12 protein-coding genes and 1 tRNA gene are annotated in these 11,978 nt (G+C 71.5%); 3 read left to right on the top strand and 10 right to left on the bottom strand.

The features are described from left to right. The first annotated feature begins 24 nt into the window (after window positions 1-24). The gene (locus MKK68_RS28365) at window positions 25-567 is read left to right on the top strand and encodes a hypothetical protein (RefSeq protein ID WP_244033618.1); all 543 of its coding nucleotides are present in this window, start codon (window positions 25-27) and stop codon (window positions 565-567) included. Window positions 568-693: 126 nt separating this feature from the next. Here MKK68_RS28365 and MKK68_RS28360 read toward each other — a convergent pair whose 3' ends face one another. Together MKK68_RS28360 and MKK68_RS28355 are read right to left on the bottom strand one after the other, a co-directional pair. Next, window positions 694-2,163, bottom strand: coding sequence for a sensor histidine kinase (locus MKK68_RS28360; RefSeq protein WP_244033617.1), 1,470 nt, complete (start codon window positions 2,161-2,163; stop codon window positions 694-696). 49 nt (window positions 2,164-2,212) lie between these two features. Next, window positions 2,213-2,914, bottom strand: a complete 702-nt coding sequence (locus tag MKK68_RS28355) for a response regulator transcription factor (protein WP_243935262.1) — start codon at window positions 2,912-2,914, stop codon at window positions 2,213-2,215. Between the two features lie 300 nt (window positions 2,915-3,214). On the opposite strand from MKK68_RS28355, the gene MKK68_RS28350 reads away from it, so the two are divergent. Further along, window positions 3,215-4,423: an oxalate decarboxylase family bicupin gene (locus MKK68_RS28350; RefSeq protein WP_147842201.1), complete on the top strand. Its 1,209-nt coding sequence runs from the start codon at window positions 3,215-3,217 to the stop codon at window positions 4,421-4,423. Window positions 4,424-4,433: 10 nt separating this feature from the next. On the opposite strand, the gene MKK68_RS28345 is transcribed toward MKK68_RS28350, so the two are convergent. Next, a complete protein-coding gene (locus MKK68_RS28345; RefSeq protein ID WP_244033616.1) occupies window positions 4,434-5,567 on the bottom strand; it encodes a DUF2778 domain-containing protein in 1,134 nt (377 codons plus the stop codon). 225 nt (window positions 5,568-5,792) lie between these two features. Continuing rightward, window positions 5,793-6,599: a lytic transglycosylase domain-containing protein gene (locus MKK68_RS28340; RefSeq protein WP_409567336.1), complete on the bottom strand. Its 807-nt coding sequence runs from the start codon at window positions 6,597-6,599 to the stop codon at window positions 5,793-5,795. Window positions 6,600-6,751: 152 nt separating this feature from the next. On the opposite strand from MKK68_RS28340, the gene MKK68_RS28335 reads away from it, so the two are divergent. Beyond that, window positions 6,752-7,039, top strand: a complete 288-nt coding sequence (locus tag MKK68_RS28335) for an MTH1187 family thiamine-binding protein (RefSeq protein WP_147725575.1) — start codon at window positions 6,752-6,754, stop codon at window positions 7,037-7,039. Window positions 7,040-7,078: 39 nt separating this feature from the next. Here MKK68_RS28335 and MKK68_RS28330 read toward each other — a convergent pair whose 3' ends face one another. The 6 genes from MKK68_RS28330 to MKK68_RS28305 all read right to left on the bottom strand — a co-directional run bounded on the left by MKK68_RS28330 (window position 7,079) and on the right by MKK68_RS28305 (window position 11,933). Continuing rightward, the gene (locus MKK68_RS28330; RefSeq protein ID WP_147725574.1) at window positions 7,079-7,282 is read right to left on the bottom strand and encodes a hypothetical protein; all 204 of its coding nucleotides are present in this window, start codon (window positions 7,280-7,282) and stop codon (window positions 7,079-7,081) included. A 362-nt stretch (window positions 7,283-7,644) separates the two neighbouring features. Next, window positions 7,645-7,734, bottom strand: a tRNA-Ser gene (locus MKK68_RS28325). A 110-nt stretch (window positions 7,735-7,844) separates the two neighbouring features. Beyond that, a complete protein-coding gene (locus tag MKK68_RS28320) occupies window positions 7,845-8,189 on the bottom strand; it encodes a hypothetical protein (RefSeq protein WP_147841394.1) in 345 nt (114 codons plus the stop codon). 239 nt (window positions 8,190-8,428) lie between these two features. Beyond that, entirely contained in the window at window positions 8,429-9,298 is an 870-nt protein-coding gene (locus MKK68_RS28315; RefSeq protein WP_243935265.1) for a MipA/OmpV family protein, read from the bottom strand. A 168-nt stretch (window positions 9,299-9,466) separates the two neighbouring features. Then, window positions 9,467-10,918: an amidase gene (locus MKK68_RS28310; protein WP_244033615.1), complete on the bottom strand. Its 1,452-nt coding sequence runs from the start codon at window positions 10,916-10,918 to the stop codon at window positions 9,467-9,469. A gap of 22 nt (window positions 10,919-10,940) precedes the next feature. After that, window positions 10,941-11,933, bottom strand: a complete 993-nt coding sequence (locus MKK68_RS28305; protein WP_244033614.1) for an ABC transporter ATP-binding protein — start codon at window positions 11,931-11,933, stop codon at window positions 10,941-10,943. Window positions 11,934-11,978 lie beyond the last annotated feature (45 nt).

The following is an 11,978-nucleotide window of genomic DNA, read 5'->3' as shown; positions in this document are numbered from 1 at the left end:
CCCCATTCGAGAGTAGAGGCGGCCATGGCAGAAGATCACACCATCACGAAGGCACTTGCGGAAATCAGCCAGCGCCGTGATCTCCTTCAGGCCGAGTACGAGCGGATCGGGACCGAGCTGGCAAAGCTGCAGATGGCCGAGGGGGCGCTGCGGTCGATCGTCGACAACACGCCGCTCGATGCCGCCGTGTCGCTCGGCGACGGCCCGGCCCGAAGGAGCGCCGAGCGCGTCGCGACGCCCGGCCAGACCTCGACGCGCGGCCCGCGCGGGCCCCGGGCGAACTCGGCGAAGGGCCGGCTCCGCGCCCTCCTGGAAAGCGCCGGCCCGCAGGGCCTGTCCACCGCCCAAATCGCGCAGCGCCTGCCCGACGTCGCGCCGGCCACGCTGAACGCCTACCTCAGCACCATGGCCTCGGGCGGCGAGGCGATCCGCCGGGGCGACTTCATCAGCATTGCCAAGGCGACGTCCGCCGACGCGGATGCGGAGGCCGATGCGGAACTCGAGAACGAGGACGCGTCCGAGGACAAGGCGGCTTCGGAGACCGACGAAGCGACCGCCGAGAGCTGAGGGCGCGCATCCCGCGATCGTGCCGGTTGCCGGCCGACGCACCGGCGGGTGACGATCGCGGGCCGGTTGGTCCGCGCTTCGTCGCGCAGGCCGCCCTGTCCCGGCCGGCGAAAGTCGCCGTCGCGATCAGGCCCCGCCCTCCGACGGAGCGTCCGGGCTCCGCCGGTTCGCGGCGCCCTCCGCCGGCAGGGCGATCGCCACGCGCAGGCCGGGCGCGTTGTCCTCCAGCGTCAGGCGCCCCTGATGCAGGCGCACGACGGCGGCGACGAGGCTCAGGCCCAGGCCGAAGCCCGGTGCCGATCGGGCGTCCTCCAGGCGCACGAAGCGGTCGAGGACGCGCCCGCGCTCGGCTTCCGGGATGCCCGGGCCGCGATCGGCCACCGTGACGACGATTTCCGCACCGATCCGCGACGCCGCCATTACGATCCCGCCCGGCGACCCGCCGCGGGCCTCGGCGCCGTACTTGATCGCGTTGTCCAGGAGGTTGGCGAGCGCCTGCCCCGCCAGCTCGCGGTTGCCGTCGACGATCAGGCCGTCCGGCGCCGACACGTCGAGGCGCTGGCCGCGCTCCTCGGCCAGCGCCTCGTAGAGCTCGCCGATCGCCCGCACGGACGGTCCGAGATCGAACGGCGCCATCATCTCGCGGGCGTTGCCCGCCTCGAGCCGCGCGATCATCAGGAGCGCGTTGAACACCCGGATCAGGCCGTCGCTGTCCTCGATCACCCCGTCCAGCGCCGCGCGCAGGGCGTCCGGCGAGCGCTCGCCGCGAAGCGCCTCGTCGGCGCGGTTGCGCAGGCGCGTCAGCGGCGTCTTCAAGTCGTGGGCGATGTTGTCGGAGACCTCGCGCAGGCCGCGCATCAGCTCGCCGATCCGCTCCAGCATCAGGTTCAGGTTCTGGGCGAGGCGATCGAGCTCGTCGCCGTTGCCCGCGACTGGCAGGCGGCGGCCGAGATCGCCCGCCATGATGGTGCCGGCGGTCTCGGTCATCGCGTCGACCCGCTTGAGGACCCGGCCGGCGACCACCCAGCCGCCGATGACGCCGAGCAGCACCACGACCGCGAGCGAGGTGCCGAAGGTGCTTGCGATCACCCCGCGCAGGCGGTCGCGCTCCTCGACGTCGCGGCCGACGAGCAGCCGGAAGCCGCCGGGCAAAGTGAAGATGCGCACGATCGCGCGATGGGTCTCGCGCCCTTGCGTCTCGCGGCTGCGGCCGTAGACGGTCTCCGCCTGTCCCGGCGTCGCCAGCACGCTCGCGGGCAGGTCGCCGACGTTGCCGACCACGTGGTCGCCGTTGGCCGTGGTCACGAGGTAGAGCGAGGCGCCGGGCTCGGCCGCCCTTCGCTCGACTGCGGAGATCAGCCGGCGCAGGCCGCCGCCGTTGTACTGCTCGGCGAGCCCGTTGATCTCGGCGTCGATCGTCGAGACGATCTGGTCGTCGAGGACGCGACGGGCGCTCCAGGCGATGGTGCCGAGCGCCACCCCGGCGCAGGCCGCGAACACGACGAGGTACGCGATCGACAGCTTGAACGCCGTCGTCCGGAACAGCTTCTGGATGCGGACGAAGGCGCTGTCCGGGGTCGGGACTTGCGGCGTCACGGGATGAGGATGCCGGCGATCGCGCGGGCTCGATCCGTCCTCGCGGGCATCATGATGGCGGTCGCGCCTCGTCGGCGCGCAGGATGTAGCCGGCGCCGCGGATGGTGTGGATCATCGGCGTGCCGAAACCCTTGTCGAGCTTGGCCCTGAGGCGCGAGACGTGCACGTCGATGACGTTGGTCTGCGGGTCGAAGTGATAGTCCCAGACGTGCTCCAGGAGCATGGTCCGGGTCACGACCTGGCCGGCATGGCGCATCAGGTACTCCAGCAGCCGGAACTCGCGCGGCTGCAGGGCGACGTCCTGGCCCGCCCGCGTCACCCGGTGGGAGAGCCGGTCGAGCTCGAGGTCGCCGACGCGGTAGGCGGTCGCCTCGGCGCTCGCGGCGGACGAGCCGCCGCGCCGGGCCAACACCTCGACGCGGGCGAGCAGCTCCGAGAAGGCGTAGGGCTTCGGCAGGTAGTCGTCGCCGCCGGCGCGCAGGCCCTTCACCCGGTCGTCCACCTGCCCCAGCGCCGACAGGATCAGCACCGGCGTCGTCACCCTCTGCTCGCGCAGGGAGCGGATCAGCGAAAGCCCGTCGAGCTTCGGCAGCATCCGGTCGACGATCAGCACGTCGTAGGCGCCGTCGCAGGCGAGGCCGTAGCCGTCGAGGCCGTCGGTCGCGTGGTCGGCGAGGTGCCCGGCCTCCCGGAACGCCTTGACGAGGTAGGAGACCGCCTCGCGATCGTCCTCGATGATCAGGAGCCGCATGGATTCGGTCCATAGCGCGGACCGGGACGGGGCGGAATGGGCTTGGACGGTCACGGTCGGGCTGCCCTCCATCATTCGGTCGTCCGCATCCTGCACCCGCCCGGATGACCGGGAGATCGCGGGAAGATGACCGTTCGGACAGGTTCGCCCGCCACGCGTTGCAGCCATGCCGGGAATGGCGGGATCGGATCGCAACCATGCGGCTTGTCCTGCCGCGCACGCCGTCGCCACGCCGACGATCCACCGACGGACCCGGGCCGGGCGACGGCGCACGACCCATCGCATCCACGGACAGGCCGCATGAACGACATCTCACGCCGTACCCTGATCGCCGCCGGCACCGCGCTCGCTGCCGGCGGTGCCCGCGCCGCCGAAGGGCCGATGCCCGAGCGCGCCGGCAAGGGGGCGGACATCCTCGGGCCGCGCAACCCCGCCCGCGAGGCCGAGGATCCCTATACCGTCGCGCCGCCCGCCACCGACCACGGCACGATGCCGAACCTGAAATGGTCGTTCGCCGACAGCCACATGCGCCTGGAGGAGGGCGGCTGGGCCCGGCAGACCACGGTGCGCGAGCTGCCGATCTCGAAGGCGATGGCGGGCGTGAACATGCGCCTGAAGGCCAACGCGGTGCGCGAGATGCATTGGCACAAGGAGGCCGAGTGGTCGTACATGATCAAGGGCCGTGCCCGGATCACCGCCATCGATCCGGACGGGCGGACCTTCGCGGACGACGTCGGCGAGGGCGACCTGTGGTACTTCCCCTCCGGCATCCCGCACTCGATCCAGGCGCTGGAATCCGACGTCGACGGCTGCGAGTTCCTGCTGGTGTTCGACGATGGCGGCTTCTCGGAAGACTCGACCTTCCTGATCACCGACTGGCTGGCGCACACCCCGAAGGAGGTGCTCGCCAAGAACTTCGGCCTGCCGGAAAGCGCCTTCGCGAACATCCCCGAGCGCGAGCTCTACATCTTCCCCGGCCCGAAGCCCGGCCCGCTGGCGGGCGACCGGATGGGGGGCGCCGGGCCGATCCCGAAGTCGTTCAGCCACCGGATGCTGGCGCAGGAGCCGATTCGCACGAAGGGCGGAACGGTGCGGATCACCGATTCGACCAACTTCCCGGCCTCGGAGACGATCGCCGCGGCGCTGGTCGAGCTCGAACCCGGCGCGATGCGGGAATTGCACTGGCACCCGAACGGCGACGAGTGGCAGTACTACCTCTCCGGCAAGGGGCGGATGACGGTGTTCGGCTCGGAGTCGAAGGCGCGGACCTTTGACTACCAGGGCGGCGACGTCGGCTACGTGCCGTTCGCCATGGGCCACTACATCGAGAACACCGGCGACACGCCGCTGACCTTCCTCGAGATGTTCAAGAGCCCGCGCTACGCCGACCTGTCCCTGCGCCAGTGGATGGCGCTGACGCCGCACGCGCTCGTCCAGGCCCACACCAAGCTCGATCCGAAGCTGATCGACGGGCTGTCGGCGAAGAAGGGCCCCGTGGTGCCGCTCTAAGGCGGCGCCCCTACACGTCGTTGCCAAGCCGGGCCGAACGGCCCGGCGTCGGGGCCGGAGCCGGGGGGCTCTGCTGGGCGACGCTCGGCGGCGCGTCCTGGCCGCGGCCGGGCACGACGACGAGGCGCTGGACCTCGCCGCGCAGGTAGGCCTGCAGGAAGGCCTGGTAGTCCTTGAACGACACGCAGCCGTTCGAGGCCCCTGTCGGCCCCAGCATGTAGGTGTGGGCGAGGAGCCCGACCCGGCCGTAGACCGCGGCGGTGCCGCCGACCGGCGTGAGCCGGATCGCGCGGACGCCGTGGAACAGGTCCTCGCGCTCGGTGAGGTCGTATGTGCCGGGCGGCGTCGCCCCCCGCATCCGCACGTGGACGTTGCGCGGGTCGTCCATCATCTCGCCAAGGCCGGAATGCGCCTCGAGCTTGGTGCCGTTGGGCAGCGTCACGATCCGCGCGCTGATGTCGTAGATCGCGACCGCCGCCGGGTCGGGGTTGGCCGGGGGCACGATCCGCTGGCGCGGCAGGTTCGCGGGGGAGGGCGTCTCCAGTGCGGCATAGGCCAACGCCGGCGTCGCGGTGCGCTCGATGCCGAAGAACTTCTCCAGGAAATTGCGATCGTCGGGGGCGGGCGCCGGGATCTGCGCCGTCCGGCTGCGGCGGGACGCCTGCCGGTCGGCGCGGCGGGTCGTCTCGGGACCGATCGGGCGCCGGAACTCCGGCGGCCGCGGCACCGGGAGCGGCACGGTCTGCGCCAGCAAGTTCGGCTCGGCAGCAGGCGGTGCGCCCGGAGGCGGCGTGTCCTGCGGGACCGGCTCCTGCTGCGCGAACGGGGTCGCCGGCTCCGGCGGCGCCTGCGGGCGCTCGGCGGACCAGTCGGGGAACGCTTCGAGCAGGGCCTCCCGCCACCGCGCGCGGGCTTCCGCTCCGAGCGTCGGCGCCGGGTCCTGAGCGACCGCGCCGGGCACGGCGCCGGCCGAGGCGACGAGGGGGTCCGATGTCGGTGCGGTGCGCAGGCCGCCGAGGACGACGCTTCCCGAGACGAGGGCGGCGACGGCTGCGACCGAGGCCGCCCTGAGGGCGACGCGGCGCAGGCTCGTGCTCGACCGAAACCGTTGCGCCTGTGGGCCGGAGGAGGGATCTTCGACCATGCGGGCACCGCCTGTTGCCAAACGGATGCCGTCGATCCGATCCCGCGACTGCCGGACGTATCCGTGCAAGCGGGCTGATCCGCACCCTCCCGGCCCGATCGGCCGAGCGGTGAGATGGCTCAGCCCGCCCGGTTTTTGTGGGGCGGCTTTATGGTTAACCGGCGACGAATCGTGGCCGTTCTCGGCCGGGGTTCGTCGCCGTGGCGGCCTGTCCGATCGCCGAGGTCAGTCCCCGTCGATCTGCCGGCCCATCAGGGCGATGGCGCGCTGGTACACCGAGGCGGCGTTCCAGCCCTGGAGCGCGGCGAAGTTGGGCTCGCCGGGCTGGTATCCGGCGCCGGCCTGCCAGCCGTGACCCTTCAGGAAATTCGCCGTCGAGCTGAGCGCCGCGCCGACGTTGTTGAGGTCGCCGGTGCCGTAGGTCAGCACGTTCTTCGGCAGGAACTGGGTATGCCCGACCTCGCCGTGGGCCGCGCCGCGCGTGGCGGACGTGATCAGGCCGCGGTCGACCAGGGTGAGGGCCGCGTAGAGCTGGTCGGTGAAGTAGGCCGAGCGGCGGCAATCGTAGGCCAGCGTCGCCACCGCGGACAGCGTGTTGACGTTGCCGCGCACCGCGCCGAACCCGGTCTCCATGCCCCAGATCGCCAGCAGCGGGCCGGGGGGAACGCCGTAGCGCTGCTCGATCTGCGCGAACAGCGCCGCGTTCTGGCGCTTGAGCGCCCGCCCGCGCGAAACGATGGTGGTGGCGCCGCGCTTGGCCAGGAACTGATCGAGCGAGAGCTTGAAGCTCTTCTGGCCCCGGTCGGCCGAGATGGTCGGCGTCGAGTAGGAGGTCTCCTGCAGGGCGGCGAGGCTCGCGGCGCTCGCCCGGCCGCGGGCTTCCTCGGCGAACTGGGTCTTCCAGGCCTCGAAGCCGCTCGCCGAGTTGCCGCACTGGGCCGCCTCGGCGCCGCCGGCGAAACAGGCGAGCGCCACCGCGGCAACGGCCGCCAGGGAGGCGCGGCGCTTGGGGTCGGTCACGAAGATCTCCATCGACAGTCGGTTGGGTTGGGGGTTGGGTCGGGCTGGGAAACGCGGCACGGTTCGGCCAGAACGGCGCGGTGCCGGCTTCCTGCGGTCTGGCTCGCTATGTAGCGGGCGTTGCAGCCGGACATAACCCCGCGCCCGCCACCGAGGACAAGTTCATGAAGGTTGTTGCAGATCTGTGCATCGTGCCGATGGGCGTCGGCCCCTCGGTCTCGCCCTACGTCCGCGAGATCAAGACGATCCTGGAGACGAGCGGGCTCGACGCCGAGATGCATGCCAACGGCACCAACATCGAGGGCGAGCTCGCCGACATCTGCCGGCTGATCGAGCTGTGCGAGGAGCGGCTGAGCCAGATCGGCGTGCAGCGCGTGTTCTACACGATGGCGTTCTCGTCGCGCCGGGACAAGGCGCAATCGATGGCCGACAAGCTGACCGCGGTCTCGTAGCGCTCGGAGATCCCCACCGCGCGCGGCAACCGGGCCGGCTCAGAGATAGTGGCGGAACACCGTCTGGCCGACCGTCGACTCGTGCTCCGCCGACAGCAGGTCGGCGAGGCAGCGATAGGCCAGCAGCAGGCCGGTCGCGAGGGCGGCCAATGCCAGGAGGAGCGGGTTGGCGAGCGGCGTGACGGCGAAGGCCAGGGCCACGAGGACGACGGGAAGACGCAGGAGCCGGGTCGCGATGGTCATCTGTGCTGCCTCGCCGTCGTCGGGTCATCGAACGCACCCACGGTAGGCGCCGCGGGTTGCACGAATGTTTCCTGCGCCCGACGCAGCCGCTTCGGGGTGCTCCAGCGCACCTCGGCTCTCCGAAGCCGGAAATTTCGTGCCGAATGCGTCGGCGCGGCCCGACGAGCCCTCGTCGGGCCGGCGCATCGGCAGGATGCCATCGCGACGGCTCGGCCAGTCGTCGGCGTCGCTGTTGCTGCCCGCCCCGCCGAGACGTTGTGGATTGCCGGTATGATGCGAGACAAACGCCACGGTCGAGCGACGCTCGAGACCGAGGGCGCCGTGCCACGGGAGACGGCGAAAAACCGAAAGTCAGCGGTCCGTGGCGGAGGGAGCGGGATTCGAACCCGCGATACCGTTTCCGGTATACACACTTTCCAGGCGTGCGCCTTCAACCACTCGGCCACCCCTCCGTGCCCGGCAAGCGTCGGCGCCGCGCATCGCGCGGGCGGCGGACGGTTCGACCGGGTGGCGTGCTGTACCCGCCGCGTCGCCCGGGTGCAAGCGGCTTGACCGCTGCGCTCTAGGAGCGTGCGCGGCGCGACACGAGCGTGGTGGTGGCGATGGCGAGGCCGGTCCCGAGCATCGCCGCGCCGCCCTTGACGACGAAATCGGCGAGGCGGCCGTGCCGGGTCAGGGTGAGACCCTGCCCGAGCTCCAGGATGGCCGCGAGGGCGACGACGCCGACGAGGACGACGAGCCATCGGCGCGGATAGGCGAGGGCGAACAGCATCCCGAGCGCGCCGTAGGCGAGCGCGCGCTCGACGTTCGCGGGCGCCACGGACGGCCGCAGGTCGATCGGCGACAGGGTGACGAAGACGAGCGCGGCCACCACGAGCCAGGCCGTGACGCGGAAGAAGGATTGCATCGGGTCGTGTCGCCCGAGACCGGCCTGCGGGTCAATGCAGGCGATCGATGAGCTTGGCGTGCGGACGCGAAGCTAAGTCACCGCCCGTGGGCTATCGGCCTCCATGGCTGCCGAGCCTCACGGTTCTCGATGCGGGCGCCCGACGCTCCGGCCGACGCTCACGGTCGCCCGCGAGCCGCCTCGGACGTCGGTGCGGCAGGAGGGGCCGTCTGCCGGACGCGCCGACGGTCGGCGCGCGCTCAGAACCAGGACCGCGTGGCGAAGGAGTAGTCGACCTTCAGGCCGAACAGGAACTGGTCTGGGTTGCCGAACGGGCGCCGCACCAGCGGGCTGTCGCCGGAGGAGCCGAGGATGCGCGAGTAGCCGGCGTAGCCGGTATAGGCCCAGGTCGCGTCCTGGGTGTAGGTGACCGCGCCGAGCACGCCCGCGGAGAAGAAGCTGCCGGGGTCGTAGGCGGCGACGCGACCGTTCACGGCGGCTTCGTCGGCGGTGACGCCGAAGTACTTCCGCGCGTAGGAGGCGTCGCCGATGTTCAGGCGCGGTCCGATCGAGAACTGGAAGCGGTCGACCGGCAGGATGTAGTCCGCCCCGACCGAGCCGACGGTGCCGTGGTGCCCGTACACGCCCTGCCGGACTTCCACCCGCGTGCGGATCGACGGGATCGGGTAGAACTCGATGAACAGGCCCGGCTCGACGGCGAAGCGCGCATCGCGGAAGCCGAACAGGTGCCGGCGGTCGTCGCCGTAGTAGCGGCCCGGCACGAAACGCGCGGTCGGGCCGATGCGGAACACCGCGTTGTCGTAGAGCGAGAAGCTGAACCCGTCGTCGGGCGCGGAGAAGCGGCGCGGCTCGCCGGCGCGGCGCACGTCGATCGCCGGGTAGCCGATCACCGTGTAGTCCTCCGAGCCGGGATAGCGCGGCGTGAACTGGAGGTTGCCGGTCAGGGTCACGATCCAGGTGTCGGGATCGACCTGCGCGAAGGTCGGCACTGCCCGCGGCATGATCGCGCCGAGGTCGGCGGCGAGGGCCGATCCGCCGAGGGCGATCGCGAGGGGGAGGGCGAGATAAGCCGCACGCGGCTTCGAGGAGGGGCGAACCGCATTGCTCATGGCCGATCTTATAGACACGCCGAACCGCGCTCCGCCCGCGTTTCATCCCGTTGCGGCCGCAAAAACCCCGATTGTGTCCGCGACGCAACGAACGCTTGCAACCGGCCGAACGGGTGATCGCGTCCGGTGCGTCTCAGGATTGCAGGGCTTCGGGTCGAAGGGTCGGGGTCATGCCCCGAGCAGCGGCGGCGGCCGGCGCGAGACCCAGCCGGCCGCCGCGTCGTAGGCGGCGCCGAGCTGCAGGCAAGCCAGCTCGCCCCGGTTGGGGCCGACGATCTGGATGCCGGTCGGCAGCCCGCCGGGGCCGAACCCGGCCGGAACGTTCAGGGACGGCAGGCCGCTCATGGTCGCCGGGATCACCACCTGCATCCAGCGGTGATAGGTGTCCATCCTGCGCCCGCCGACCTCTTTCGGCCAATCGAGGCCGATCGCGAACGGGAACACCTGCGCGCTCGGCATCACCAGGAAGTCGAAGCGCTCCATGAAGGTCCGCACGGCCTCGTACCAGGCGGTGCGACCCTCCTGCGCCGACCTGATCTGGTCGGCGGTGAGGGCCAGCCCGTGCTCGACCTCCCAGATCGCCTCGGGCTTGAGCAAGGCGCGGTGCGCCGGGTCGTCGTAGAGCGGGCGGAGGCTCGACGCATTCATCCAGGCGCGCAGCAGGACGTAGTCCTGCCACAGCCGCTCCATGTCGAAGGCGGGCTGGGCGTGCTCGACGCGGCAGCCGACCGCCTCGAAGGCCGATAGCGCCTCGGCCCCGCATTCCAGCACCCCGGGATCGAAGGGCAGCTGCCCGTCGAGGTCGCCGAGCCACGCGATCCGCGTGCCGGAAAAATCGCGCTTCAGGTCCTCGGCGAAGATCGCCGGATCCTGCGGGATCGAGAACGGCACGCGCGGGTCGGCGCCGGCCTGAACCGACAGCATCAGGCCGATATCGGCCGGCGAGCGGCCGATCGCACCGGAGACGCCGAAGCCCGGCGTGAACACGTCCGGTGCGGCGATCGGGATCCGGCCGTAGCTGGTGCGCAGGCCGAACAGGTTGTTGAAGGCCGGCGGGTTGCGAAGGCTGCCGGCATGGTCGCTGCCGTCGGCCACCGGCTGCATCCGCAACGCCACCGATACCGCGGCGCCGCCGCTCGAGCCGCCCGCGGACCTGCTCTGGTCGTAGGCGTTGGCGGTGGCGCCGTAGACCGGGTTGAAGGTGTGCGAGCCGAGGCCGAATTCCGGGACGTTGGTCTTGCCGATGAACACGGCGCCGCCGCGGCGAAGCCGTCCCGCCATGATCGAGTCGGCCGGCGCGATCCGGTCGCGGAAGATCGGCGAGCCCTGCGTGAACGGCAGGCCGCGGACCGCATCGAAATCCTTCACCGCCAGGGGAAAGCCGTGAAGCGGGCCGGCGCTCTCGCCGCGGGCGAGGCGGGCGTCGCGTTCCGCGGCTTCCGCGATCAGGCGGCCCGGGTCCTGCAGCGCGACGATCGCGTTCACCGCCGGGTTCAGCCGCGCGATCCGCGCGAGCGCGGCTTGCATCACCTCGACGCAGGACACCGCCTTCCGGTGGATCGCGGCGGACAGCGCGACCGCGCTCATGTCGAGGATGTCGGACGGCGCGCTGGATGTCATCGGAACTCCATCGGGCAGGCGGTCAGGTCAGCCGCCCTTCCTGATAGGCGTGGCAGGCGACGCCATCGATCAGCGCCGGCACCTCGGCCCGGCAGCGGTCGTCGGCGAAGGGGCAACGCGGGTTGAAGCTGCAGCCCGGCGGCGGGTCGATCGGGTTGGGGATCTCGCCGGAGACCGGCGTGCGCTGCCGCCCGGTCAGGCCGATATCGGGCACCGCGTCGAGCAGCATCCGGGTATAGGGATGCTTCGGATGCGTGAACAGCTCGCGCCCGCCGCCGATCTCGACGACGCGGCCGAGATACATCACGCCGATCCGTGTCGCCATGTGGCGCACCACGGCGAGGTTGTGACTGATGAACAGGTAGGTCAGCCCGAGCCGGTCCTGCAGGTCGCGCATCAGGTTGAGGATCTGTGCCTGCACCGACACGTCGAGCGCCGAGGTCGGCTCGTCGCCGACCAGGAACTCCGCTTCCGACGCGAGCGCGCGGGCGATGGCGATGCGCTGGCGCTGCCCGCCGGAGAAGGCGTGCGCGTACTTCACCCGGTCGTCGGGATGCAGGCCGACCAGCGTGAGCAGCTCCCCGACGCGGTCGGCGATCGCCGTCTCGCCCCGGATCAGGTCGAAGGCCCGGATCGGCTCGGCGACGATCCGTCCGACACGCCAGCGCGGGTTCATCGACGCGTAGGGGTCCTGGAACACCATCTGGATGCGTCGCCGCAGCCGGCGGCGGGCCGCATTCTGCGCCGGATCGGTCATCGAGACGCCGGTGATGCGGACGTCGCCCGCGCTCGGCGGAAGCAGGCCGACCACCATGCGCGCGACCGTCGACTTGCCGGAGCCGGATTCGCCGACCAGGGCGAAGGTCTCGCCGCGCTCGATCGTGAAGGCGACGCCGTCGACCGCCTTCAGCCACTGCTTCGGCTGCCGCTCGATCATCCGGTTGAGCCACGGCTTCGACACGTCGAACAGCCGTCGCAGGCCCTCGACCTCGACGTACGGCGCGGGCGCGCTCATGCCGCCACCTCGGCGCGATCGTAGAGGTGGCAGGCGACGCGGTGC

It is taken from the genome of Methylobacterium sp. E-016, assembly GCF_022829745.1.
In the GTDB taxonomy this organism is placed as follows: Bacteria; Pseudomonadota; Alphaproteobacteria; order Rhizobiales; family Beijerinckiaceae; genus Methylobacterium.
The sequence above is the reverse complement of the archived record's forward strand: the minus strand, read 5'-3'. Positions and strand labels throughout refer to the sequence as shown.